The organism is Jannaschia formosa (assembly GCF_003340555.1).
Classification (GTDB): Bacteria; Pseudomonadota; Alphaproteobacteria; order Rhodobacterales; family Rhodobacteraceae; genus Jannaschia; species Jannaschia formosa.
This window is the reverse complement of record NZ_QPLJ01000003.1, coordinates 179,375-204,518: the sequence shown is the minus strand read 5'-3', so window position 1 is coordinate 204,518 and position 25,144 is coordinate 179,375. Positions and strand designations below refer to the sequence as shown.

General features: G+C 72.5%; 22 protein-coding genes. 10 read left to right on the top strand and 12 right to left on the bottom strand.

All coding sequences use genetic code 11. The features are described from left to right. Positions 1 to 19: 19 nt before the first annotated feature. From betC to DR046_RS05335, 5 genes are all read right to left on the bottom strand, one after another. Positions 20 to 1,525, bottom strand: coding sequence for a choline-sulfatase (gene betC, locus DR046_RS05355; protein WP_115380744.1), 1,506 nt, complete (start codon positions 1,523 to 1,525; stop codon positions 20 to 22). A 31-nt stretch (positions 1,526 to 1,556) separates the two neighbouring features. Next, a complete protein-coding gene (locus DR046_RS05350; RefSeq protein ID WP_115380742.1) occupies positions 1,557 to 2,354 on the bottom strand; it encodes an ABC transporter substrate-binding protein in 798 nt (265 codons plus the stop codon). Then, positions 2,351 to 3,058, bottom strand: a complete 708-nt coding sequence (locus DR046_RS05345) for an ATP-binding cassette domain-containing protein (RefSeq protein WP_115380740.1) — start codon at positions 3,056 to 3,058, stop codon at positions 2,351 to 2,353. The genes DR046_RS05350 and DR046_RS05345 overlap by 4 nt, the downstream gene beginning before the upstream one ends. Then, positions 3,052 to 3,756, bottom strand: a complete 705-nt coding sequence (locus DR046_RS05340; protein WP_115380738.1) for an ABC transporter permease — start codon at positions 3,754 to 3,756, stop codon at positions 3,052 to 3,054. The genes DR046_RS05345 and DR046_RS05340 overlap by 7 nt, the downstream gene beginning before the upstream one ends. An 81-nt stretch (positions 3,757 to 3,837) precedes the next feature. Beyond that, a complete protein-coding gene (locus tag DR046_RS05335; RefSeq protein WP_115380736.1) occupies positions 3,838 to 6,318 on the bottom strand; it encodes a heavy metal translocating P-type ATPase in 2,481 nt (826 codons plus the stop codon). Positions 6,319 to 6,400: 82 nt separating this feature from the next. On the opposite strand from DR046_RS05335, the gene cueR reads away from it, so the two are divergent. The 4 genes from cueR (at position 6,401) to DR046_RS05315 (ending at position 10,250) form a co-directional block, all read left to right on the top strand. Beyond that, entirely contained in the window at positions 6,401 to 6,799 is a 399-nt protein-coding gene (gene cueR / locus DR046_RS05330) for a Cu(I)-responsive transcriptional regulator (protein ID WP_115380734.1), read from the top strand. 98 nt (positions 6,800 to 6,897) lie between these two features. Further along, entirely contained in the window at positions 6,898 to 7,533 is a 636-nt protein-coding gene (locus tag DR046_RS05325) for a DUF1007 family protein (RefSeq protein ID WP_115380733.1), read from the top strand. Next, a complete protein-coding gene (locus tag DR046_RS05320; protein WP_115380731.1) occupies positions 7,524 to 8,399 on the top strand; it encodes a nickel/cobalt transporter in 876 nt (291 codons plus the stop codon). The genes DR046_RS05325 and DR046_RS05320 overlap by 10 nt, the downstream gene beginning before the upstream one ends. Positions 8,400 to 8,666: 267 nt before the next feature. Then, positions 8,667 to 10,250, top strand: a complete 1,584-nt coding sequence (locus tag DR046_RS05315) for an AfsR/SARP family transcriptional regulator (protein ID WP_115380729.1) — start codon at positions 8,667 to 8,669, stop codon at positions 10,248 to 10,250. On the opposite strand, the gene DR046_RS05310 is transcribed toward DR046_RS05315, so the two are convergent. Then, positions 10,223 to 11,944 (bottom strand): hypothetical protein, encoded by a 1,722-nt coding sequence (locus DR046_RS05310; RefSeq protein WP_115380727.1) that lies wholly within the window; start codon positions 11,942 to 11,944, stop codon positions 10,223 to 10,225. The two genes, DR046_RS05315 and DR046_RS05310, sit on opposite strands and share 28 nt — an antisense overlap. Positions 11,945 to 11,947: 3 nt before the next feature. Continuing rightward, positions 11,948 to 13,000 carry a phosphatase PAP2 family protein gene (locus DR046_RS05305; RefSeq protein WP_115380725.1) on the bottom strand — a complete coding sequence of 351 codons (1,053 nt, stop codon included), beginning with the start codon at positions 12,998 to 13,000 and terminating at the stop codon, positions 11,948 to 11,950. A 155-nt stretch (positions 13,001 to 13,155) separates the two neighbouring features. Here DR046_RS05305 and DR046_RS05300 point away from each other — a divergent pair, with 155 nt between their 5' ends. After that, positions 13,156 to 14,754, top strand: coding sequence for a hypothetical protein (locus DR046_RS05300; protein WP_115380723.1), 1,599 nt, complete (start codon positions 13,156 to 13,158; stop codon positions 14,752 to 14,754). A gap of 43 nt (positions 14,755 to 14,797) precedes the next feature. Here DR046_RS05300 and DR046_RS05295 read toward each other — a convergent pair whose 3' ends face one another. Both DR046_RS05295 and hslU read right to left on the bottom strand, forming a co-directional pair. Next, positions 14,798 to 16,042 carry an MFS transporter gene (locus DR046_RS05295; protein ID WP_115380721.1) on the bottom strand — a complete coding sequence of 415 codons (1,245 nt, stop codon included), beginning with the start codon at positions 16,040 to 16,042 and terminating at the stop codon, positions 14,798 to 14,800. Further along, entirely contained in the window at positions 16,039 to 17,337 is a 1,299-nt protein-coding gene (gene hslU, locus DR046_RS05290) for an ATP-dependent protease ATPase subunit HslU (protein WP_115380719.1), read from the bottom strand. Before hslU ends, DR046_RS05295 begins: the two co-directional genes overlap by 4 nt. Before the next feature lie 295 nt (positions 17,338 to 17,632). Here hslU and DR046_RS05285 point away from each other — a divergent pair, with 295 nt between their 5' ends. After that, positions 17,633 to 18,037 (top strand): flagellar hook-length control protein FliK, encoded by a 405-nt coding sequence (locus tag DR046_RS05285; RefSeq protein ID WP_115380717.1) that lies wholly within the window; start codon positions 17,633 to 17,635, stop codon positions 18,035 to 18,037. Here DR046_RS05285 and hslV read toward each other — a convergent pair. The 3 genes from hslV to crtD are packed head-to-tail and all read right to left on the bottom strand — an operon-like array spanning position 18,034 to position 21,003. Next, positions 18,034 to 18,585 carry an ATP-dependent protease subunit HslV gene (hslV, locus tag DR046_RS05280; protein ID WP_115380715.1) on the bottom strand — a complete coding sequence of 184 codons (552 nt, stop codon included), beginning with the start codon at positions 18,583 to 18,585 and terminating at the stop codon, positions 18,034 to 18,036. The two genes, DR046_RS05285 and hslV, sit on opposite strands and share 4 nt — an antisense overlap. Positions 18,586 to 18,622: 37 nt before the next feature. Next, a complete protein-coding gene (gene crtC, locus DR046_RS05275) occupies positions 18,623 to 19,465 on the bottom strand; it encodes a carotenoid 1,2-hydratase (protein WP_115380713.1) in 843 nt (280 codons plus the stop codon). Continuing rightward, the gene (crtD, locus tag DR046_RS05270) at positions 19,462 to 21,003 is read right to left on the bottom strand and encodes a 1-hydroxycarotenoid 3,4-desaturase CrtD (RefSeq protein WP_115380711.1); all 1,542 of its coding nucleotides are present in this window, start codon (positions 21,001 to 21,003) and stop codon (positions 19,462 to 19,464) included. The genes crtC and crtD overlap by 4 nt, the downstream gene beginning before the upstream one ends. Positions 21,004 to 21,100: 97 nt before the next feature. On the opposite strand from crtD, the gene DR046_RS05265 reads away from it, so the two are divergent. The 4 genes from DR046_RS05265 (at position 21,101) to DR046_RS05250 (ending at position 25,133) form a co-directional block, all read left to right on the top strand. Further along, entirely contained in the window at positions 21,101 to 21,970 is an 870-nt protein-coding gene (locus DR046_RS05265) for a polyprenyl synthetase family protein (protein WP_115380709.1), read from the top strand. Further along, complete coding sequence (locus DR046_RS05260) at positions 21,967 to 23,079, top strand: methyltransferase (protein WP_115380707.1); 1,113 nt, start codon at positions 21,967 to 21,969, stop codon at positions 23,077 to 23,079. The genes DR046_RS05265 and DR046_RS05260 overlap by 4 nt, the downstream gene beginning before the upstream one ends. Positions 23,080 to 23,190: 111 nt before the next feature. After that, a complete protein-coding gene (bchC, locus tag DR046_RS05255) occupies positions 23,191 to 24,129 on the top strand; it encodes a chlorophyll synthesis pathway protein BchC (protein ID WP_115380705.1) in 939 nt (312 codons plus the stop codon). Continuing rightward, positions 24,126 to 25,133 (top strand): chlorophyllide a reductase iron protein subunit X, encoded by a 1,008-nt coding sequence (locus DR046_RS05250; protein WP_115380703.1) that lies wholly within the window; start codon positions 24,126 to 24,128, stop codon positions 25,131 to 25,133. Before bchC ends, DR046_RS05250 begins: the two co-directional genes overlap by 4 nt. The last annotated feature ends 11 nt before the right edge of the window (positions 25,134 to 25,144 follow it).

Sequence of the window (25,144 nt, the reverse complement as noted above, 5' to 3'; positions counted from 1 at the left end):
GCAAGGCGTCCCGGACCCTTCAGTCCTTCGGCGCGCGCTGGGCCTCCTCCAGCACGTTCAGGTCCATGTGGTTGCGCATGTAGCGTTCCGAGGCGACGCGCGTCGGTTGCCAGTCCCAGGGGTAGTAGCCGCCCTGGCGCAGCGCCTCGTAGACGATCCAGCGCCGCGCCTGGCTTTCGCGCACCTCGGCGTCGAAGCGGTCGAGGTCCCAGCGGGCATCGGCTTCGGTCCGCAGGACGGCGAGCTGCTCGGCGCAGGCCGGGTCTTCGGCGCGGTTCTCAAGTTCGTGCGGGTCGGCGTCGAGGTCGAAGAGCTGCTCGGGGTCCAGCGCGCAGCGGGTGTATTTCCACTGCCCCGCCCGCAGCGCCACCATCGGCGCCCACGACCCTTCGGCGGCGTACTCCATCGCCACCGGCGTCTCGCGCGTGCCCCCGCGGCCCAAGGGCACCAGCGACTCGCCCGTCGTCCAGGGCGCGATGGCGGACATGTCGACCCCCGCCAGATCGCAGAGCGTCGGGCAGACGTCTATGTTGCTGACCGGCGTCAGGTCCAGCCCGGGCTCGATCCCCGGCGCCGCGATCATCAGCGGCACGCGGGCGGAGCCTTCGAGGAAGCTCATCTTGTACCAGAGCCCCCGCTCGCCCAGCATGTCCCCGTGGTCCGACACGAAGAGGACGATGGCCTCCTGCCGCGTGTCCTCCAGCACCTGCAGGATCTCTCCGACCTTCTCGTCGAGATAGGAGATGTTGGCGAAATAGGCCCGGCGCGACCGGCGCACGTCGTCCTGGGTGACGTCGAAATTGCCGCGGTCGTTGGCTTCCAGAAGGCGGCGGGAATGGGGATCGTGCTGCTCGTAGGGCATCTCGGGGACCGGCGGGTCGAGGTGGTCGCAGTCCTCGTAGAGGTCCCAGAACCGCCTGCGGGCGACGTAAGGGTCGTGCGGATGGGTGAAGCTGACGGTCAGGCACCACGGCCGGCCGTCCTTTTCGCGCGCCGCATCATAGAGCCACATCCGCGCGAAATGCGCGACCTCGTCGTCGTATTCCATCTGGTTGGTGATCTCGGCCACGCCCGAGCCCGTGACGCTGCCCATGTTGTGGTACCACCAGTCGATCCGCTCGCCCGGCTTGCGGTAGTCGGGGGTCCAGCCGAAATCGGCGGGGTAGATGTCGGTCGTCAGCCGCTCCTCGAAGCCGTGCAGCTGGTCGGGGCCGACGAAATGCATCTTCCCCGACAGGCAGGTCCGCCAGCCCGCGCGCCGCAGGTGATGGGCATAGGTCGGGATGTCCGAGGCGAACTCTGCGGCGTTGTCGTAGACCTTCGTGCGGCTGGGTAGCAGGCCCGACATGAAGCTCGCCCGCCCCGGCGCGCAGAGCGGGCTGGCCGTGTAGCAGTTGCGGAACCGGCGGGAGCGGGCGGCGAGGCGCTTCAGGTTCGGCGCGTGGAGCCAGTCGGCCGGGCCGTCGGGAAACAGCGTCCCGTTGAGCTGGTCGACCATCAGGATCAGGATGTTGGGCTGGGTCATCGGGTCCGGGTCCGGGGTTCTGTGGGGGAGGTCACTTTGCGGCGGGCATCGCGTTGGCGGTGAACAGACGCTCTCCGGCGATGGTGAAGCCTGAGATGAGGGCCTGGCCCTTCTCCGACGTCAGCCAGTCCTCGACCGCCATAGCGGCGCCGCTCGCGACATGGGGGTGCCGAGCCGGGTTCATCGGCAGGTAGGCGTACTGGTTGAAGAGCGCGGGATCGCCCTCGAACAGGACCGCCATGCCCTCGCGATTGCCGAAGTTGAGCCAGGTCGCGCGGTCCGACAGGATGTAGGCGCCCATCGCGACGGTGGTGTTCAGCGCCGCGCCCATGCCCGAGCCGGTCGGGCGGTACCACGCGCCCTCGGGCGCGATCCCGGCGGCGTCCCAGAGCGCCAGCTCCGCCTTGTGGGTGCCGCTGTCGTCGCCGCGGCTGACGAAGGGCGCCCTGCTTTCGGCGATGCGGGTCAGGGCCGCAGCCGCGTCGGGGGCACCGGCGATGCCGGCAGGGTCGCCCGTGGGGCCGATCAGGACGAAGTCGTTATACATGATCTCGCGCCGGTGGGTGGCGTGCCCCGCCTCCACGAAGGCTTCCTCGGCGGTGCGGGAATGGACGAGCACGGCGTCGACGTCCCCGGCCTCGCCGAGGCGCAGCGCCTGCCCGGTGCCGACGACGAGAAGCTGGACCTCGATCCCGGTCTCCGCGGCGATCTCGGGCAGCAGCACCTCGGCCAGGCCCGAGGCGTCGAACGAGGTCGTGACCGCCATGCGCATCGTCTCGGCGCTGGCGGGCAGAGCGGTGAGCAGCAGGATCAGCAGGGTGCGGATCATTCGACGATGTCTCCGTTCAGGAAGGCGCGGGCGGCCTCGGTCTCGGGCCGGGCGAAGAATTGCGCGGCGGGGCTGGACTCGTGGACCCTGCCATGAAGCAGGAAGACGACGCGAGAGGCGAGGCGCCGCGCCTGCCCCATGTCATGGGTGGACATGACCAGGGTCGTGCGCCGGCCTGCGTACCGAAGATGCGACTCGACCGCGCGGGTGGCGCGGCCGTCGAGCGCGGCGCAGGGCTCGTCGGCGAACAGCATCTCCGGCGCGGTGATGAGCGCGCGGGCGAGCGCGAGGCGCTGCTGCTCCCCGCCCGAGAGCGAGGGGGCAGGCTGGTCGAGCTGGCCGGTCAGGTCGAAGCGGGCCGCCTGCGCCTCGGCCATCGCGCGCGCCTTCGCCCGAGGCGTGCCGCGCAGCAGGAGCGGATAGGCGAGATTGGCGGCGACGCTGCGGCGCAGGACGACGGGGCGCTGGAAGACGAAGGACTGGCGCAGCCGGGCCTCCGCCTCGGGAAGGTTCCAGCGGAGGGTGCCCTTCGCCGGCTGCAACCCGTGCATCATTCTGAGAAGCGAGGTCTTGCCCGACCCGTTCGGCCCGATCACGACGGTGATCCCGCCAGCCTCGACGCGCAGGTCGATCGGTCCGACCAGCCTTCGTCCGCCGCGTGTCAGGGTCGCGCCCTCCAGCTCCAGCGGCAGTAGGCTCACCATCGGCTCTGCCGCTCGGTGCGCATGGCCCAGTGACTTGCGCCCGAGACGATGAGGGCCAGCGCGATCAGGACGAAGCCGAGGCCCAGTGCCAGCGCGAAGTCGCCCCGCCCGGTCTCCAGCGCGATGGCGGTGGTCAGGACGCGGGTCGCGCCATCGATGTTGCCGCCGACGATCATGATCGCGCCGACCTCGCCGATGGCACGCCCGAATCCCGCCAGTGCCGCCGTCAGCAGCGACCGGCGCCCGTCGAGGATCAGCGCCAGCACCCGCTGGCGCCGCGTCGCGCCCAGCGAGATCAGCAGGTCGTGATATTCCGCCCAGAGCTCCCGCATGGCCTGATGCGCAATCGAGGCGACGAGCGGCGTGACGATCACCACCTGCGCGACGATCATCGCGGTCGGCGTGAACAGCAGCCCCAGCACCCCGAAAGGGCCCGAGCGCGACAGCATGAGGTAGACGACGAGGCCCACGACCACCGGCGGCAGTCCGATCAGGGCGTTGAGCGTGGCGATCACAGCGCGGCGCCAGCGAAAGCGCCTGACGGCGAGCCAGGCGCCCAGCGGCAGGCCGATCAGGCAGGCGATGGCGACGGCGGTCAGCGTGACCCGCAGCGACAGCAGCGTGATGGCGATCAGCTCCGCGTCGGCGGTGACGATCAGCCGGACCGCCGCGGCCAAGCCGTCGAGCAGGTCGTCCACGCTAGATGCGCCGGGTCGGAGAGGCGGGCCGCATGGCCCGACCTCCTGCCTTGCGCCCGAGCGGAGCGCAAGGCGCCGCGATCAGGCCGCGGCGCGGGCCTCCGGGGCGACTGGATCGCGCCTGCGCGCCGCGGGCCGGGCGCCGCCCGGGGCGAGCGGCGGGCGCCAGCCGCGCAGGCGCAGCGCGTTGCCCAGCACGAAGAGCGAGGACAGCGCCATCGCCCCCGCCGCCAGCATCGGCGACAGCTGCCAGCCGAAGGCCGGATAGAGAACCCCCGCCGCGACCGGGATCAGCGCCGTGTTGTAGGCGAAGGCCCAGAACAGGTTCTCGCGGATGTTGCGCAGCGTCGCCTGCGACAGGACCAGCGCGTTGGGCACGCCGGTCAACGCGCCCGAGACCAGCACCACCTCCGCCGCCTCGATGGCGACGTCGGTCCCGGTGCCGAGCGCGATGCCGACATCGGCCTCGGCCAGCGCGGGCGCGTCGTTGATCCCGTCGCCGACGAAGGCCACCGCGCCGTGGCGGGCGCGCAGCGCGGCCAGCGCTTCGGCCTTGCCGCCGGGCAGGATCTCGGCGGAGACGTCCTCGATCCCGAGCCCGCGCGCGACCGCCTCGGCGGTGCGGCGGTCGTCGCCGGTGATCATGGCCAGCGTCACGCCCCGTTCGCGCAGCGCCGCCAGCGCCGCCGGCGTCGCCTCGGCCACCGGGTCCGCAACGGCGAGCACGGCGGCGATCCGCCCGTCGATGGCCGCGAAGACCGGCGTCTTGCCCGCCTCGGCCAGTCGGCGCGCGGCGGCCTCGAAGGGACCGGTGTCGTGGCCCAGCGCGGCCATGTACCGCGCCGCGCCGATCTCGACCCGCTGGCCGCCGGCCAGGGCCGAGACGCCCATGCCGGGCACGGCTTCGAAACCGGAGACCTCGGGCAGGGGCAGTCCCTCGGCCGCGTCGACCACGGCGCGGGCCAGCGGATGCTCCGACAGGGCCTCGACGGCGGCGATACGCGCCAGGGTGGCGTCGCGCGCGGCGCCGGGGGCGAGTTCCAGGTCGGTCAGGCGAGGGTGCCCCTCGGTCAGGGTGCCGGTCTTGTCGAAGGCGACCACGGCGACCTCGCTCAGCCGTTGCAGCGCCGCGCCCTTGCGGAACAGCACGCCCATCTCGGCCCCGCGCCCCGTGCCCACGAGGATCGAGACCGGCGTCGCCAGACCCATCGCGCAGGGGCAGGCCACGATCAGCACCGAGACGCCGGCGACGACCGCATGGGCGAGGTCCGGGCCGATGGCCAGCCAGACCGCGAAGGTAAGCGTGGCGAGCGCCAGCACCGCGGGCACGAACCAGGCCGTCACGCGGTCGACGACCGCCTGGATCGGCAGCTTGCCGCCCTGCGCGGCCTCGACCAGCCGGATGATCGCGGCGAGCTGGGTGTCGGCGCCGACGGCGGTCGCACGGAAGGCCAGCGCGCCGGTCTGGTTGACCGTGCCGCCGGTGACCGGCTCGCCCGGGGACTTGGCGACGGGCAGCGGCTCGCCGGTGAGCATGGATTCGTCGACGGTGCCGGTGCCCTCGGTCACGATCCCGTCGACCGGGATGCGGGCGCCGGGGCGCAGCTCGATCACGTCGCCGGGGGTCAGGGCATCGACCGGGACCTCCTCGACGCCGCCGTCGCGCCGGACGCGGGCCGTCGCGGGGCGCAGGCCGACGAGCCGCTTTATGGCCTGCGAGGCGCGGCCCTTGGCACGCGCCTCCAGCCAGCGGCCGGTCAGGATCAGCGTCACGATCACCGCCGCCGCCTCGTAGTAGACGGCGACCGAATCGGGCGGCAGCAGCCCGGGGGCGAGCGTCGCGACCAGCGAATAGAGATAGGCCGCAGCCGTCCCCAGCGCGACCAGCGCGTTCATGTCGGGCGCACGGCGGACCAGCGCGGGCAGGCCCTTGGCGTAGAACATGCGCCCCGGCCCGGCCAGCACCAGCGTCGTCAGCATCAGCTGCAGCAGCCAGCTCGTCTGGGTCCCGACGGTGTGGGCGATCATGTGGTGGAAGGCGGGCACGAGATGGCCGCCCATCTCCAGCACGAAGACCGGCAGCGTCAGCGCCCCGGCCAGCATCGCCTTGCGGCGCAGGATCGTGGCCTCGTCGGGGCGGGTGTCCTCGGCCTCGGCCTCGACCGGCAGCGCGCCGTAGCCCGCCGCCGTGATGGCGGCGATCAGCGCGGGCGCCTCGGCCCCGCCGGTGACGGTCGCCCGCCCGGTGGCGAGGTTGACCGACACCTCGCCTGCGCCCGGCACCTCGGCCAGCGCCCGCTCCACCCGGCCGACGCAGCTGGCGCAACTGAGCCCTTCGACCTCCAGCGTCACCGTGCGCTGCGGCACCTCGTAGCCTGCCTGCCGCACGGCGGCGACGAGCGCCGCGCGGTCGGCCGTGCCTTCAATCGTGGCGCGGGAGACGGCGAGGTTCACCGACGCGCCAGTCACGCCGGGCACGGCGGCGAGCGCCCGTTCGACCCTGCCGACGCAGGATGCGCAGGAAAGGCCTTCGAGGGGCAGGGTGATGATCGGGGCGGACATGAGGCTTCTCCTGCGGCGCATATCTTGACGTGGACCTCAGATAGGGGTTCCAGTGACTGGAAGGTCAAGAGGGAGATACATCATGAACATCGGAGACGTCGCCCGCCGCACCGGCGTGCCTGCCAAGACGATCCGCTACTACGAAGAGATCGACCTGATCCGGCCCGCCCGGACCGGGAACGGCTACCGCGCCTTCTCGGAGGCGGACCTGCACAAGCTGGTCTTCGTCGGCCGCGCCCGCGCGCTGGGCTTCCCGGTGGAGCAGTGCCGGACGCTGCTGGCACTCTGGGACGACGAGACGCGGTCGAGCGCCGAGGTCAAGCGCATCGCCGAGCGGCAGCTGGGCGAGATCGACGCCAAGATCGCCGCGCTGCGCGAGATGCGCGGGACGCTGGCGCATCTGATCGGCGCATGCGCCGGGGATGCGCGGCCCGATTGCCCGATCCTCGAATCGCTGAGCGACCCCGAAGCGGCAGCCTGACGGCCGCGCCCGTCGGCGCCATCCTGCGCGGCGCCCGGGGGCGGGCTGGCGGAGCGGCGGGCGACGTTCTATCTGGGGCGCGGAGATAGCGAGGGTTCATGTCGATGGGACGCGAGAGGGGAATCGGCCTCTGGCTGCTGGCGCTCGCCATGGGCGCGGGCGCGGGCCCGGCCTCCGCGCATCCGCATATCTTCGCCGACACCCGCATCGCCTTCCTGCGCGACGCCGAGGGCGACGTGACCGCGCTGCGCGTGCGCTGGCACTACGACGCCTTCACCTCGCTGACGCTCTGGGACATCCTCGACCTCGATCCGGAGCGGGACGGGATTCTGGACGCCGAGGATTTCGCCAAGGTCGCCGAAGGGGAAACCGACTGGCCCGAGGGCTATACCGGCGACCTGCACCTGTCCGACGGGCCCGGCTTCGCCCGCCCCGTCGACGCCGAGGCCGGAGAGGAGGACGAGCGGATCTGGGTCTCGTTCACGCTGCCCTTCGAGGCGCCGCGCGATGCCGGGGCGCTGATGGTCGAGGTCTACGATCCGATCTACTACTACGCCTATACCGTCGAGGCCGAGGCGCCCGAGGGCTGCACGGCCGAGGTGCTGCGCCCCGACCTGGACGATGCCGCCGAGGAGCTTCGGCTGAGGCTTGCCGCGCTGTCGCGCGAAGAGGTGCCGGACGACCCGAATGTGGGCGCGGCCTTCGCCGAGACGGTGGTGCTGACATGCGACTGACCGCGCAGGCGGTGCCGCTGGCTGCGCTGGCAGGCCTGGCCCTGGCGGCCTTCGCGCTTCCCTGGGACGCGCTCTATGCCTGGGCCGTCGGCGCCCAGCGGGAGTTCCAGGACGCGATGGCCCGCGCGCTGCGCGCCGTGCAGGGCGGCGAACCGGCGGCGGTGCTGGCGCTCTGCGCGGCGACCTTCGCCTACGGTTTTGTCCACGCGCTGGGCCCGGGGCATGGAAAGGTCCTGCTGGGCGGTGCGGCCCTGGCCTCGCAGGCGACGCTGCGGCGGATGGTGGTCCTGTCGGTCGTCTCGGCGCTGGCGCAGGCCGGGACGGCGATCGTGCTGGTCATGGCGCTGGTCGGCGGGCTGTCGGTGCTGAACTCCGGCAGCGCCGCAGAGCTGGTCGAGGCCTGGCTCGCGCCGCTCAGCTACGCGCTCTTCGCCGCCATCGGGGCGGTCATCGCGGTCCGGGGGCTGCGCCTTCTGTCCAGGGCCCGCGCCCCTGCGCCGGTCTGTTCGGGCTGCGGCCACGCGCACGGGCCATCGCCCGCGCAGGTCGAGACGCTGGAGGGCTGGCGCGAGTCGGCGGCGCTGGTGGTCAGCGTCGCGATCCGGCCCTGCACCGGGGCGCTGTTCCTGCTGGTCATCGCCGCGCGGCTGGACGTGATGACGGTCGGCATCCTCGCGACGCTGGCGATGGGGCTGGGGACGGCCGCCTTCAACGCTTCGGTCGCGGTCTCGGGCGTGCTGACGCGGCGGCTGGTGCAGTCGGGCGAGGCGGCGTCGTTTCAGGTAACGGCGGGGCTCCTGCACCTCGTGGGCGGGGCGACAATCGCGGCGATCAGCCTGCTGCTGCTGGCGCCACGCCTGGGCTGAGCGGCGGGGGCGGGTCGACTGCGCGTCGCGCCAACTGCCTGAAATTGCATCTGGAGGCGGAGGGCGCAGCGGGTGCGGACCGGGCGTTGGTTCGACGATTGGCTTGTGGCGCGAACGCGCCAAACCACTGTCCCGATTTAAGAATGCCGCCCTGACCGGCCTCCGTCGCCGGCTTCTGCGCCGAGCCGGAATTACCCGGAGCGTTGACAGACGCGTTTCAAGGCCGTTTCGTCCGGGTCCCGACAGGCAATTTGAGTGGGGATTGCGATGGCCGGCACGGCCAGGGTCACGCTGCGCCTGCGCGGGCGCTTCCGGGTCGTCCGGTCCGACGGGACGGACCTGACGCCCACGCGCCGCAAGGAGGCCGCCATCCTGGCGCTGCTGGCCTGCGCCCCCGAGCGGATGCGGACGCGCAGCTGGCTGCGCGGGATCCTCTGGTCCGACCGCGCGCCCGAGCAGGCCCTGACCAGCTTCCGCCGGGCGCTGAGCAACCTGCGCAAGCAACTCGGGCCCGATGCCGACATCCTCGACACCGCCGATCCCCAGACCGTGGCCCTGCGTCCCTGGGTCGGTCTCGACCGCGGCGCGCCGGGGGGCGAGGCCGAGCTGCTCGAGACGCTCGACGGGATCGACCCCGCGCTCGACGACTGGCTGCGCGACCTGCGCTGCGGCGACGACCCCGCCCCGCGCCGCCCCGGCGCCCGTGCCAGCCTGCCCGAGCGGACCAGCGTCGAGATCGTCGTCCAGGGCCGCCCGAGGGAGATCGAGGCGGATTACCTGACGGCGGCGCTGGCCGATCACCTCGCCAGCCGCTTCGCCGCCGAGGGCGTCTCGGACATCTATCGCGGGACCGAGCCCGTCCCCGCCGCCGAACTGCGCGGCACGCGGCTGCTGCGCATCGAGCTGTCGGCCGGACTGGGCGATGCGCGCAACTGGACGGTGCAGCTGCGCGCCATGGCCGACGCCCACCGGCGCTTCGTCTGGTCGGGATCGGTCCAGCTGCCGATGGACCTGCGCGAGATCTCCGAAGGGCACCGCCTGCCTGCCTTCGCCTCGACCGCGATCGCGCAGATCAGCGCGCGGCTCCGGGCCTGGCGGCTGACCGACCGCTCTGGCGTGTTCGCGCTGCAGGCCGCGGCGGCGCGGCTCTTCACCGGCGACAAGGAGCAGCTGCGCCTCGCCGAGGCGGAGCTGGCCGCGCTGTCCTCCGGCGACGCGCTGCCGCTGGCGCTGGCATGGCGCGCCTTCGCGGGGTTGACCCGCAGCCTGGAATTCATCGACCGCGGCGAGACCGCCGCCGAGGCCGCCGCCCTGGCCGAGGAGGCCTTCGCCCTGCGCCCGGACAACCCGGTCATCGCCTCGCTCGCCGCGCGGGTCGCGCTGGAGCTGGTCGGAGACACCGACCGCGCCGCCTATCTGGCCGACGCGGGCCTGCGTGCCTGCGACCGCAACCCCTATGCGCTCTATGCGGCGGCGCAGGTCGCGCTGATCTCGGGCGAGGCGTCGAAGGCGCATCGGCTGGCCCAGACCGGACGGCTGACGGCCGAAGGCCTGCCCAACGCCTATGCCTGGGACATGGAGGTCTGCCTGACCGCGCTCGGCGTCAGCGACGTCGATCTGGCGCACAAGTCAGCCCGCGCGGCCCATGCCAAGGCCCGCAGCTTCCGGCCCGCGCTGCGCTACCTCGTCGCGCTGGACCTGATCCGGGACGATGTCGAGGCCGCGCATTTCCATGCGCGGCAGCTGGCCGAGCATGAACCGGGCTTCCGCATCTCGCATCTGACGCGGCCGGACTACCCGCTGATGACGCTGCGCAAGACCGGCTACGGAGAGGCGCTGGTCGGGATCTGACCCGCGGCCTTCGCGCCCGTGCGAAGCGCGGCGGCGACGGAGGTGCCCGACAGCCGGAACAGGCGCGTGCTGCCGTCGCCCCGGAGCGGCATGCCGATGAAGGGACCCGGGCCGTCGACGGCTTCCGTCTCGGGCGTCGTGCCGGGACTGGCGGCAAGTCCGGCATAGATCGAGGGACCGGACTCGCCGCCCCCTTCCCAGCGCGCGCCGACGGGATGCAGGCGCGCGTCCTCGCCGGTGCAGAGAACCGAGACCGTGCCCGCTCGCCGCACGAGGCTGTCCGGGTGGTCGGCGTCGTCCGCTCCGGGCAGGCCCCTGGCGTCGCGCGCCCTGTAGGCCGGATCCTCCAGCCACGAGGGACGGAAGGGCGCGGCGCGGTCGTCCATATAGCCGGAATCGTCGCGCCGGACATAGGCGCGCGCCTCTCCCTCGCCGCCGAGGCCAAGGGTCCAGGCGCCGAAGGGCGCGCCGGGCCGGTCCCGCCGCGCGGCGCTGCCCGACAGGATCACCTCGGTCCGCCAGATCGTGTCCGAGGCGGGCTGGGTATAGACCAGTCCGACGACATGGTCGTCGCTGCGGATCAGCGCGAAGGTCTCCCCCTCGCCCCGCGTCAACCGCGCGCCGTCGGGGGCCGTCAGCGTCAGTTCGGGCGCGCCGGGGTCGTGGAACAGCTCCAGCCGGTTGTTGGAGTGATCGCCGGGCAGGGTGCGCCATGTCAGCGGCGGGCGCGCCGCGCCGGGCGCGGGCGCGGGCAGATGCGCGACGCCCCGGCCCTGCAGGTGGTTGCCGGTCGGCAACACCAGCTCCAGCGCGATGTTGCGCGCGGCCAGCGCCTCGATCACCTCCGAGACCGCGCGCAGGAAACCCGGGTCCGCGCCCCGCTGCGGGCCGCCGGGAAAGCCGTAGGCCAGCAGCACCACGAGCCTGAGCGGCGCCGTCGGCCCCGCCGCCCTGGCTGCCATTCCGGCCACCGCCGCCAGCGCCAGCGGTAGCACCGTGCGCATCCGGATACCCGTCGAATCGCGGAGCACCGCGCGCGGGAGCTCCAGCGCGTGGACCCGCGCGCCCTGCGGCGCCTTGCGCCCGATCGCGTCGAGCATCGCCGTCCCGTGAGCGGGGCGACCCGGGCGGACGAGCGGCGCGCGCCCCGGCGGGTTCGAATGGACCGAGCCGGGGAAGGCGGCGGCCAGCATCAGGCGGTTGGTCCGGTCGCCTTCCTGCGTGCCTCCGCGCGCGACGGCCGTGTCGATCTCCGCGCGCGTGAGCTGCTGGATTCCGCCGAAGCCGGAGGGGGCGAGATGGCCGACGGAGCAGATCTCCAGCTCCAGAAAGCCGGGGTTCCAGAAGGCGATCCCGGCGTCGATCAGGGCGATCTCCGCGGGGGCGTCCGGCGCCGGCGCCGTCGGCCGCGTCTTCGGCAGCGCCACGGAAAGCGGATCGCCGTCGCGCAGCAGCGCCGGGGCGACGGCCACCGTGTCGGTCGCGGCCCCTTCGGCGCCGGTCAGCCGCGCCTCGACCATCGCGCGCAGCGCGGTCCCGTCGAGCGCGTCGAGCGTCAGCGCGTCCTCACCCCGGACCAGGCGACAGAAGGGCGGGTCAGCCTCACGCTCCATCCGGGCCTCGAGATAGGCGGCGAGGGCCTCCTCGGGCAGGCCGGTCAGCGCGGCGGTCGCGCGGTCGGTCAGGGACAGCATCGCTCAACCCCCGATCTCGGCCAGCGCCATCCGTGTCAGCAGGGCGACGCGGCCGTCGCCCGCGTCCGGGGCCTGGGTCTGCACGCGGGCGGGGCGGCCAGGCTGGCCGCTCTGGCCCGAGGTCAGCACGCCGTCCTCGCCCGAGCGGTGCCAGATCCGGTCCGGCTCCGGCGCCGTGGGTTCCAGCCCCATCCGCACGGCGAAGACCGGCGCTAGCAGCGCGGCCAACTTGCGGCCCATGAAGCCGTCATGCTCGTAATGGACGCCGGCGACGACCCGGTTCTCCTCGATGCGGGCGGCGATCAGGCGCAGCTCGCGGCTGGCGCCGCCGAAGATCAGCGCCTCCATCGCGAAGGCCAGGGTGAAGGCCTCGCTCGCGTGGCCGCTGGGCGCGGCGCTGTGCGAGGGCGTGTGGATCACCGGCGCCACCGCCGAACTCAGGTCGGCCGGACGCGGCACCGACAGGACGGCCTTGGCCTGCACCGCGATGCGCTCGGCCGCGCCATGGATCGCCGAGAGCAGCGCCATCGTCATCGGATGGGTCGCCGCCGAGATCGGGTGGGCGAGCGCAAGGAAGCTCATCAGGTCGCTCTGCTGCTCCAGGATCTCGTTCATCCGCTCGGCCCGCAGCCAGCGCCGTGCCATCACGCCGGCAAGTGCCTGCTGCGCGGCGCCTTCGAGGTCGTCGCCTTCGAGCCCGTGGAAGGGCGAGGTCAGCGACACCTCTCCGGCGGGGGTCGCGGTCGTCACCCGGGCCGTCCCCTCGGCCTCGGCGACCACGATTCCGGCGACCAGCTCCTCCACCAGAAGCGTCTGCCGGTGGCGCGCGTTCAGCCGACGCAGCGCCGCCGCCGGGTCGGGGGAGGGGATGCCCTGGGCGATGGCCGTCGCGGGTACCTGTCCCGGCAGCGCGATCCCGACCGCGTCGAGCGCCGCGCTGAGCCGGGAGGAGCTGCCCTGCCCGGCATGGACAAGCTCCGCCTGCGCGTTCTGGGCGTTCTGCGCATTCTGGGCGTTTTGAGCATTTTGCGCGTTCTGAGCGTTGGCGAATGGCATGACGTGTCCCCGACCTGTCCCCGATCCTAGACCCGCAGCCTAGCCGATCCTGACGCTGCGTCAGCGGTTCCGGCGCGAGGTCACGCAGAAATCACGGCGATGCTGTTCCCTGAGGCCAGGACGTTCGAATCACACGACGGACAGGAGATCGAGCCATGGTTTTGCGACTGGTGACCGGCGGCGATGCAGGAGAGGCGGAGCAGGACCGGGCCGAAGCCTTGGTCGCCCGGCTCAAGACGCTGGGTCAGGCGCCGTCCGGCGGGCATGGCGGCGCGGTAGGGCTGCCGCCCGGACCGGCGTTGGGCTCCAAGGCGATGACCACCGAGATCGGGACGCTCTGGGGAGCGGCCCTGCTGCGCGATGTCCACTTCGCCGACTGGGCGGGGCACCCGGCGGCAGTGGCCGTGTCGCAGGCCGTGGCGTCGCTGCCGTCCCGGCCCGGACCCAGGGCGATACCGGACCGGGGCGAGATCCCTTTCGCGGACGCCACTCTCGGCGCGGGGCAGGGGCCCTACGTGTCGCAATTCCTGCTTGTCGGAACGGGCGCGCGGCCCGCCGCGCGGGGGTGGGCCGATGGCGGTTCGGTCGGGACGGGCGGTGCCCAAGACGACGGCCCCGGGGCCGGGATCGTCCGCTACGGCGCGCAGTGCCTGCACCAGCGGATCACCGGATATCTCGCGCGGCTCGACCACGGGACGGACTGGACCGGGCGGCGGGCGGCGGCGGGGGCGATACTGGGACCGGCGGCGTTCGAGTGCCATCCGCGTTTCGTCGCGACGCCGCGAGACCTCGCCAGCTTCGTCGATCTGGGCGCGCCCCATCAGGCGTTCCTGACGGCGCTGCATCTGATCCTGGACGCGGGGACGCCGCTCGACGGGGGGCTGTCGCTGGCCGGGGATGCGGTCGGGCCGGCGGATATCGAGGCGCTCGTCCTGGGCGCCGCGGCGCGGGCGGTGGACGTGCTGCCACGCCTGCCCGACGACGGCCGCGCGACGCCCTCCGAGCTTGCCGCAGGTCTCGCCTTGGCCCGCGCCGGAGACCAGGGCCGGCGGCTTGGCGAGCGGCGGGAGGCTTTCGCCGCGATGGCCGCCGCGCTGGAGCCGAGCGGCCTGCCGGAGCGGATCGCTGCCCACAACGCCTATCAGAACAGGCTCTGGTCGCCCCGCGACGGGCGCGGCGACCTCGGCCCGCTCGCGCCCGAGGACAACGTCCTGCTGCCGCTCGCCACGACCCGGGACGCGCCCGATCGCGGCACGCGCCTCGCCCATGCCGCCGCCGCCGGGGCCTGCGCGACGGTGCTCAAGGCCTGTTTCGAGATGTTCGAGCCGGATCCGGTGACGGGCCGCCCCCGTGCCCGCCCGCTGACCGGGGCGGGGGCGATGCTGCCCTGCGCCTATGAGGCCGATCCGGACGATCCCACGCATCTGCGCCCCGTGGCGGGGGCCGCGCTGAGCCTGCAGGGCGAGATCGACAAGCTCGCCGCCAACCTTGCTGCCGCGCGCTGCTTCGCCGGGCAGGCCGCGCCGTCCGAGACGCGCGCCGCGCTGCGACTGGGCGAGCGGCTGGCGGTCGCGATGCTGCGCGACCGGTTGGGCGGAGCGCCCGCGGCGATGCGCTTCACCTCCTTCGACGGCGACCACCTCACCATCGCCGCGACCCCCGGCACCGAGGGCGCGCGCGTCCTCGTGCGGGATGCGGCGGGGCACGGTGGCTCTGCCGAGACACTTCAGGCCTGGTGGACGCGCCAGGACTGAAGCCTGGCCGCGGCGACCTCTCCCCCGCCGCGGCCAGCCATCCTTACCCGTGCGCCGCCCGTCGCGCCCCGGCGACCCCGATCGCCGCGAGGATGCAGGCGATCCCGAAATAGCCGGCGATCCAGACCATCTGCTCCGGGAAGGGCATGCCGAGATCGATCGCCGCCCCGGTCAGCCCCGGCCCGAGTGCAGAACCCAGCACCATGATCGCCGTGGCCAGCGCCTTGATCCCACCCAGATGGCGCGTGCCGTAGAACTCCGCCCAGAAGGCGGTCGGCACCGTCGCCTGCAACCCGGTCCCCAGCCCGAAGACCATCAGCGCGACGCCCGCGGCCGCCAGCGTCTCGGCCGCGCCCATCAGGAGGAACCCCGCCGCGAAGGGAAGCATGTAGAGCTGCATCATCCGCGCCGCCCCGACCCGGTCCAGCACCGCGCCCGAGGTCAGCGTGGTCGCCACCGACACGGCCGTGAAGGCGGGCAGCAGCGCGACGTAACCGGCGAGCGTCCAACCCTTCTCGGCGACGAGATGGACCTGGTGGAAGAACAGCGCCGTCCCGAACATCGGCGGGCCCAGCAGCAGCGGGGCCAGCATCCAGAACAGCGGATGGCGCAGCATGTCGGCGCGGGTCCAGTGATGGCCGCGCATGCCGGCCACCGCCGTCTCCTGCGCGAGGGATTGCGGCGTCCGTTCGGCGCGCAGCAGCCGCGTCACCACCGGCATCGTCGCCAGCACTAGCAACGCCGAGATCACCCAGAGCGTGCGCCAGTCGATCACGGTCATCCCGGCCACGAAGACGATCGGCAGTACCGCCTGTCCCAGCGCGAAGCCCATCGCCGCGATCGACAGCGCCCGGCCCCGCGTCGCCACGAACCAGCGCGCCATGGCCAGCGCGGCGAGATGGCTCATCATGCCCTGCCCGGCGAAGCGCAGCGCGAAGACCGCAAGTCCCAGCACCGCCCAGTGCCAGGCCCCCGCCATCAGCAGGCAGGCCGCCGCCAGCGCCATCCCCGCCAGCGCCGCGAGGTGCCGGATGCGCAGCCGGTCCGTGACCGGCCCGACGAAGACCATCAGCGCCGCCGAGGCGGTCGTGGCGACGGCGTAGAGCAGCCCCCACTGCCCGTCGCTGAGCGAGAAGGCCGCCATGATCTGCGCCGCGAAGAGCGCGATGAAGAAGGTCTGGCCGTAGCTCGACGTGAAGGCGAGGGTCACGCCGGCGCTCAGGAACGGGACGTTGTCGCGCAGGAAGGTGAGCGTAGAGCCCCGCTCGGCGGGGGCGGTGTCGCTCACAGCACGTATCGACTGAGGTCGGTGGAGCGGGACAGCTCGCCGAGCTGCGCCTCGACGAAATCGGCGTCGATCACCACCTCCGAGCCGCCCTTGTCGGGCGCCTCGAAGCTGAGTTCCTCGAAGACACGCTCCAGCACGGTATAGAGACGGCGGGCGCCGATATTCTCGACGCTCTCGTTGACCTGCGCGGCGATGCGCGCCAGCGCGGCAATGCCCTCCTCGGTGAAGGTGACGGTCACCTGCTCGGTCGCCATCAGGGCGGTGTATTGCCGGGTCAGGGCGTTGTCGGTCTCGGTGAGGATGCGGACGAAATCGGCCTCCGTCAGGGCGCGCAGTTCGACCCGGATCGGCAGGCGGCCCTGCAACTCGGGCAGCAGGTCCGAGGGCTTGGCGATGTGGAAGGCTCCGCTCGCGATGAAGAGGATGTGGTCGGTCCTGACCGGCCCGTGCTTGGTCGAGACGGTCGTGCCCTCGATCAGCGGCAGCAGGTCGCGCTGCACCCCCTCGCGGGAGACGTCGCCGCCGCGCATGTCCTGCCGGGCGGCGACCTTGTCGATCTCGTCGATGAAGACGATGCCGTTCTGTTCCACCGCGCGGACGGCCTCGCGGGTGACCGTCTCGGGGTCGAGCAGCTTGTCGGCCTCCTCGTCGATCAGCAGGTCGTAGGAGGCGGCGACGGTCAAGCGCTTCTTGACGCGGCGCTGCATCATCTTGCCGAAGAGTTCGCCAAGGTTCGCCATCTGGTCCATGCCCGGCTGGCCCGGGATCGCCATCCCCATCGGGTTGGAGGTATCGGCCACCTCCAGCTCGATCACCTTGTCGTCGAGATCGCCGGCGCGCAGCTTCTTGCGGAACGCCTCGCGCGTGCCCTCGCGCGCATCGGTGCCGGCCAGGGCTGTGATCACCCGCTCCTCGGCGGCCTGGTGGGCCTTCGACTTCACCTCCTCGCGCATCCGCTCGCGGATCATCAGCTGGGCGCCGTCGACGAGGTCTCGGACGATCTGCTCGACATCGCGGCCGACATAGCCGACCTCGGTGAACTTGGTCGCCTCGACCTTCAGGAAGGGCGCGTGGGCCAGCTTGGCCAGCCGGCGGCTGATCTCGGTCTTGCCGACGCCGGTCGGGCCGATCATCAGGATGTTCTTCGGATAGACCTCTTCGCGCAGGTCGTCGCCCAGCTGCTTGCGGCGCCAGCGGTTGCGCAGCGCGACGGCCACCGCGCGCTTGGCGTCCTTCTGGCCGATGATGAAGCGGTCCAGTTCGGACACGATCTCGCGCGGGGTCAGGTCGGTCATGGGTCTCTCCTTGTCGGGCCTACCTAAGCGCCGCATCCGGAAACGCAACGCCGCCGATGAGGGCGGCGGCGCGGTCCTGCGGCGGTCCGCGCATCGCGCCCGGATGCCTGCATCCGCCGCTGCCACGAAGGGGGTCCGGACTTCGCGGTCGCCGCCGGTACCCGCGACAGCCAGGACGACGGTGCCTCGTCCGGGCGCGAGCCGTTCGAGCTGCGCCTCAAGCCAATCCGGATGAATGGACGGGCTTGACCCCGCCTGCCCCTGACCCTCTGATCCCGCCGTAAGGGGGGACGCGATGACGGGGATCATGGATGCGGAACGGGCGGCTTTCTGGGCCGAACTGGCCGCCGCCGCGCCGGAATTCGGCATAGAGGGCGGGACCGGCCAGGAGAGGGAGATCGGCATCGCCTGCGGCGGGCGGCTGCGGATCAAGATGTCGCTCTCGCAGGACAGGACCTCGGTCTACCTCGTCGCCCGCTCGGAGCCGGCGCGGGAGTTCGTGCAGCGGAACCTGCCCGAGCTCGCGCGCGGTCTGCGCACCAGCGTCGGCGAGGCCACCGGCGAGGCGGCCCTCGGGCGGTGGTTCCGCAAGGACAACCGCAAGGCCTGCGTCACCGTGCGCCGCCAATGGCCCGAGGCGATCCGCTGGCTGCGGGCACAGCATGCGACCTTCGTGCGGGCGGTCGAAGGGCTGACCTAGCCCCCGATCGTCTCCACCGTCAGGTTGCCGTTGGTGTAGACGCAGATGTCGGCCGCGATCGCCATCGCCTTGCGGGCGATGGCCTCGGCGTCGAGGTCGCTGTCGATCAGCGCCCGCGCGGCGGCCAGCGCATAGTTCCCGCCAGAGCCGATGGCGGTCACGTCGTGCTCCGGCTCCAGCACGTCGCCCGCGCCGGTGATGACGAAGAGGTCACGGCCGTCGGTGACGATCAGCATCGCCTCCAGCTTCTGGAGGTATTTGTCGGTGCGCCAGTCCTTCGCCAGCTCGACGCTCGCGCGGGCAAGCTGGCCGGGCGTCGCCTCCAGCTTCTTCTCCAGCCGCTCCAGCAGGGTGAAGGCGTCGGCGGTGGAGCCGGCGAAGCCCGCGACCACCTCGGCCCCGCCGGGCGAGAGCCGCCGCACCTTGCGCGCGGTGCCCTTCATCACGGTCTGGCCGACGCTGACCTGACCGTCGCCGGCGACGACGACGCGGCCCCCCTTGCGGATGCCGATGATGGTGGTGCCGTGCCAGCCGGGGAAATCGCTCATGATCCGTCTCCTGTCCGTCGCGACGGGATATGGGCGTTCAGTCCGGAAACCGCCACCCCGGCCGGCGCGGGACCCGAAGGGCGAGCAGGGGCTTCATCCACCAGGCGGCGAAGCGGTCGCAATCCAGCGCCTCCCACACGCCGGTGCTGCGATGCCCGTCGATCACCGTCTCGACGACCGAGCGCTCGTAGAACGGCGCGGAGATCATCGCGCGGATCACCCGGGGCCGGTGGCCCGCGTCGCAGCGCGTCTCGCGCCGCAGCAGCCAGGACGAGCGTCCGAGCGAGGCCAGCGGCGGCGCATCGACCGGCGTGACCGTGCCGTCGTCGCGGAAATGCAGCGCCACCCGCGTCTCGGAGCCGTCGCGCAGCTCCGCCTCGTAGAAGATCACGCGCCCGTCCGGGACCGGGAAGCGGCCCCAGTGCCAATAGGCGAAGTCCGCCTCCAGCGCGGCGGTGCCGAAATTCGAGTCGAGATATCCGTGCCCCTCCCAGGACCAGCCGGGCCGGTCGATCTCGACGACGATGTCCGAGGCCGGGGCCAGCGGGCGCCAGACATGGGTCCCGTCCGACTTCAGCGGCACCTCGACCTCGGTCACGGCGCGGGGGGTCAGGGTGATCCTGCCCCGGATGCGCTGCCCGTGGGGGGTGGAGACCTCGTCGAGGTCGATCACCAGCGTCTCGCCGTCCCAGCGAAGCCCCGAGGGGCCGATGCGGATCGTCTCCTCGGTCTGGCGCAGGGCGCCTCGGCCCCGGTCGGTCATGGTCCAGCGCCCGCCGGGGCCAGACAGCAGGACGTTGATGCAGACGTTGTCCTCGGGGTCGGCGCGCCCCGACCATCCGTACCAGGGCGAGAAGACCGAGCCGATGAAGGTGATCACCGAGAGCGAGCGGGTCCCATCGTGGCTGACCCCGTCGACATACCACCAGCCGTAGCCATCCGGCGGGACGGCGAGGTCGAAGCGAGGTCCGTGCAGATCGCCTCGGCCGCGAGCCTGCCGGACAGGGCCGCCATCGGCACCCCCGCCCCCGGATGCGTCCCACCGCCCGCGAGATAGAGCCCCGGCAGGGCCGTCCGCGCCCGGGGCCGGGCGAAGGCCGCGAGCGTCCCGTGCGGGCTCCGCCCGTAGAGGGATCCGTCCGAGGCCGGGAACAGGGTCGCGAAGCCCTCGGGCGTCGTCAGCCGGTCCGGCCCCGGGAGCCGGTCGAAGCTCAGTCCCATCCGGTGCAGTCTGGTGAAGGTCGTCTCGCGGCATGTCTCGGTCTCCTCCGGGTCGGGGGGGGCAGCGGCCCGGGGCGGGCCGTTGACGATGATCTCGAAGCGCTCGGGCCCCTTGGGGGCGGCACCGGCGCCCCGGTCCTGCGCGCAGACGTAGAGGGTGGGGTCCGAGGGCAGGCGGCCCCGGGCGATCTCGGGGAACTCCGAATTCGGGGTCCGGGCGAAGAAGACGTTGTGATGCGCGGGCGTCAGTCCGGTCACGCGCGCGGCGAAGGACCAGACGAAGGCCGAGAGACTGCGCGGCGTCACCGCGCGGGCAGGGACCGGTGCGGGGCCGAGTAGGCCGCGATGCAGCGCCGCCGGGTCGCCGTTGAAGACGGCGGCGTCGCAGGCGTGGCGATGGCCGGCTGCATGGACTGCGGCGACGCGACCGGCCTGCACCTCGATCCGGTCGACATGGGCGCCGCAGATCACCCTTGCGCTCAGGCCCTCCAGCACGGCGCGCATCGCCGCCGCCAGCCGGTGCATGCCGCCGCCGACGGTCCAGACGCCACGCGACTCGGCCTGCCAGACCAGCGACAGCAGCGCCGGAGAGGCGGCCGGGTCGCCGCCGACATAGGTCGCGTAGCGCCCGAAGAGCTGCCGGAGCCGAGGGTCGCCGAAGCGCCGGGCCAGCGCCCCGGCGAGCGACCGGCCCGGCGCCATCGCCGGGATCAGGCCCGGGTCGCGGGCGACGACGCCGGTCATTCCCGCCAGGCTGGGCATGGCGGCGCGCATCATCGGCGCCTCGAAGGCATCGAACAGGCGCGCGGTGTCGCGGTGGAAGGCGCGGAAGGCGGCGGCCTCCTTCGGGCCGGCGAAGGCGGCGATGGCCGCTTCGGAGCGGTCCGCGTCCGGATACAGGTCCAGAACGCTCCCGTCCTCCCAGTGGTGGCGGGCCAGCACCTCCAGCGGCTCCAGCGTGACATGGGCGGCGAGCGTCGTGCCGCAGGCGTCGAAGAGATCGTCGAACACGTCGCGCAGCGTGAGCACGGTCGGTCCGGCATCGACGGGCCCGGCGATGCTTGGTAAAGTCCTCATCTTGCCGCCGACTTGCGGCGCCCGCTCCAGCACGGTGACGTCGCAGCCTCGCGCGGCCAGACGCATCGCCGAGGCGAGGCCGCCGATGCCGGCTCCGATGACGACGACCCTGTTTCCCATGACCCCTCCGGTCCGAGTTGACAGACACAGGTTTATGTCCAAACTAGGTGACATCATCTGTCAATCGAACCTGACATGTCCAGCCCCGAGGTCCGCCATGCCGCTCTCCACCCGCATCGAAGGCAGCATCGAGCGCGCGCTCGCGCGGGCGACCTCGGGCCTGCCGCCGCCGAAGCTGGCCGCGGCGCTGCACCATGCGGTGAAGCCGGGCGGGGCCCGGATCCGGCCGACGATCCTGCTGTCGGTGGCCATGGCCTGCGGCGACGACCGGCCGGAGCTGTCGGACGGCGCCGCCGCCGCGCTGGAGCTGATCCACTGCGCCTCGCTCGTCCATGACGACCTGCCCTGCTTCGACGACGCCGAGACGCGGCGCGGCAAGCCCTCGGTCCACCGCGCCTATGGGGAGGCGCTGGCCGTGCTGGCGGGCGATTCGCTGATCGTGCAGGGCTTCGAGACGCTGGCCGAGACCGGTACCTCCGATCCCGCCCGCGCCTTGCGGCTGACGGCGGAGCTGGCGCGCCATACCGGGATGCCCCACGGCATCTGCGCCGGACAGGGCTGGGAGAGCGAGGAGGTGGTCGATCTCGCCACCTATCACCGCGCCAAGACCGGCGCGCTGTTCACCGCCGCCACCCGGATGGGCGCGATCGCCGCCGGCCAGGACGCGGAGCCCTGGACCGAACTCGGCGCCCGCATCGGCGAGGCGTTCCAGGTTGCGGACGACCTTCTGGACGTCATGCAGGGCGAGGCGGACACCGGGAAGCCCACCGGGCAGGACGCGATCCACGGTCGGCCCTCGGCGGTGGCGACCTATGGCGTCGACGGCGCGATCCGGCGGCTGGAGGATATCCTCTCCGGCGCCATCGCCTCCATCCCCGCCTGCGCCGGAGAGGCGATGCTGGCCGAGATGGTGCACCGCACCGCCAAGCGACTGGTCCCTGCGCATCACGCGACCGCCGCCGAATGACGGCACTGGAGCCCCCGGCGCGGCGCGGGGGCGGGTCATGGACGACCCGGCTGGCCGCGTCGCGCCGGTTCCAGTCTCTCTGTGCCCGCATCCCCGTCCTGCGCCGCATCGCCCGCCGTGACGGCGAGGCCCTGTTCGACATCGTCGCGGGCTTCGTCCATTCGCAGGTCCTCTGGTCCGTGGTCGAGCTCCGACTGTCCCACAGGCTCGCCGACGGGCCGCTGACGGCCGAGGCGCTGGCCCGCGGGACCGGCATCGCCGCCCCGCGCATGGCGGCGCTCTGCGACGCGGCGGTGGCGCTCGGCCTCTTCCGAAAGCGCGACGGGGCCTATCGCCTGGCCCGCCGGGGCGCGGCGATGCTGGGCGTGCCGGGGCTCGAGGCGATGGTATCGCATCATTCCGTGCTCTACCGCGACCTCGCCGACCCGCTTTCGGTGCTGCGCGGCCGCGAGACGGAGCTGGCGCTGTTCTGGCCCTATGTCTTCGGCGCCGCCGCGGCCGAGGCGCCGGACGTCGCGCGCCGCTATTCGACGCTGATGGCCGAGAGCCAGGTCCTCGTCGCCGAGGAGACGCTGCGCCGCGTCGACCTGTCCCGCGCCCGTGAGGTGCTGGATATCGGCGGCGGGACCGGCGCCTTCCTGGCCGCGCTCGGGCAGGCCCATCGCGGGCCGCGCCTGCATCTCTTCGACCTGCCCGCCGTCCTGTCCGGCGCGGCTGACACCTTCGCCGCCGCGGGCCTCTCGGACCGGGTCCGGATCACCCCCGGCAGCTTCCGCGACGACGGCCTGCCCGAGGGCGCGGACACCGTCACGCTGGTGCGCGTCCTCTACGATCATGCCGACGAGACGGTGCTGGCCTTGCTGCGCGACGTGCATGCCGTCCTGCCCGAGGGTGGGCGCCTCGTCGTCAGCGAGCCGATGACCGGCGGCCCCCGGCCGCATCGCGCGGGCGACGCCTATTTTGCCTTCTACTGCATGGCCATGGGCACCGGGCGCGCGCGCTCTCCGCAGGAGGTGACGGCGCTTCTGCGCCGGGCGGGCTTTGCCCGGATCCGCGATGCCGGGACGACCCGTCCCTTCGTGACCCATGTAGTCGAGGCGTTCAAATGACAGACAAAGATGACAGACAATCTGTCAGGACAGATTGACATATCGAGGCCTGTCCGCGAGAGTGAGGGAACGGGTGAGTCCTCGGGGCTCCCCACCCAGGGAGGGGCGACGGTGCAGACGCAGGCGATCATCATGACCGGACCGGGGGCCATCGCCCTCGACGCGCTCGGCCTGACGGATCCCGCGCCGGGCTCGGTCGTCGTCGACATCCGCCACTCTGCCATCTCCACCGGGACCGAGCGGTTGCTCTGGTCCGGCGAGATGCCCCCGTTCCCCGGGATGGGCTATCCTCTGGTCCCCGGCTACGAGGCCGTGGGCGAGGTGGTCGAGGTTCGCGCCACCAACGCGCTGCGTCCCGGAGACCGCGTCTTCGTGCCCGGCGCCGACTGCTACGACGGCGCGCGCGGCCTGTTCGGCGCCGCCGCCTCGCGCATCGTCACCCCGGCCGAGCGGCTGGTGAAGATCGACGCAGGCCACGGGCCGCGCGGCGCGCTGCTGGCGCTGGCCGCCACGGCGCGCCACGCCATCGTGGGTCTGCGTACCGACCTGCCCGAGCTGATCGTCGGCCATGGTGCCTTCGGGCGCCTGCTGGCCCGCCTGACCGTCGCCGCCGGTGGCCGCCCGACCGTCTGGGAGACCGCGCCGGAGCGCCGCAGCGGCGCCCGCGGCTACGAGGTCATTGACCCCGCCGACGACACCCGCCGCGACTACCGCACCATCTACGACGCCTCGGGCAATGTCGGGCTGCTGGACGAGCTGGTCGGGCGCCTCGCCAAGGGCGGAGAGATCGTGCTGGCCGGCTTCTACCCGAAGCCCGTCGCCTTCGCCTATCCGCCCGCCTTCATGCGCGAAGCCCGCTTCCGCATCTCCGCCGAATGGACGCGCGACGACCTCGTCGCGACCCGCGATCTGGTCGAGGACGGCATCGTGTCGCTCGATGGCCTGATCACTCACACGCGGCCCGCCACCGATGCGGCGGCCGCTTATGCCCAGGCGTTCGACTCGATCGACTGTCTGAAGATGATCCTCGACTGGGAGACGCCTTCATGAGCCTCGACGACGTTCCGAACCTGAAAGACTTCTCTCAGCGTCTGCGCGACGAGGCGGGCGAAGAGCCCAGTCTGGAAGTCCCGCAGGGCGAGCCGACCTCGAAGACGCAGATCATCGCGATCTACGGCAAGGGCGGCATCGGCAAGTCGTTCACGCTCGCCAATCTCAGCCACATGATGGCCGAGCAGGGCAAGCGCGTGCTGCTGATCGGCTGCGACCCGAAATCGGACACGACCAGCCTGCTGTTCGGCGGCAAGGCCTGCCCGACGATCATCGAGACCTCGACCCGCAAGAAGCTTGCGGGCGAGGAGGTCGCGATCGGCGATGTCTGCTTCAAGCGCGGCGGCGTATTCGCAATGGAGCTGGGCGGCCCCGAGGTCGGGCGCGGCTGCGGCGGGCGCGGCATCATCCACGGCTTCGAGCTGCTGGAGAAGCTGGGCTTCCACGACTGGGACTTCGACTACGTGCTGCTCGACTTCCTGGGCGACGTGGTCTGCGGCGGCTTCGGCCTGCCGATCGCCCGCGACATGGCGCAGAAGGTGATCCTGGTCGCCTCCAACGACCTGCAGTCGCTGTATGTCGCCAACAACGTCTGCTCGGCGGTGGAGTATTTCCGCAAGCTGGGCGGCAATGTCGGCGTCGCGGGGCTGGTCATCAACAAGGACGACGGCTCGGGCGAGGCCAAGGCCTTCGCCGAGGTGGCGGGCATCCCGGTGCTCGCCTCGATCCCGCAGGACGACGACCTGAGGAAGAAGTCCGCCAACTACCAGATCGTCGGCACCGACGCCTCGCCTTGGGGCGCCCTGTTCGCCCAGCTTGGCGACGCGGTCGCCGTGGCGCCCCCGGTCCGGCCGACGCCGGTCGACCAGGACGGGCTGCTCGCGCTGTTCGACGGGTCCGAGACGGGCGCGGGCTATACGCTGGTGCCCGCGACCGATGCCGACATGCGCGGCAAGTTCTACGCGCCGAAGCCCTCGCTGGAGGTCGTCTACGACGATGCCTGAGGATTTTGGAC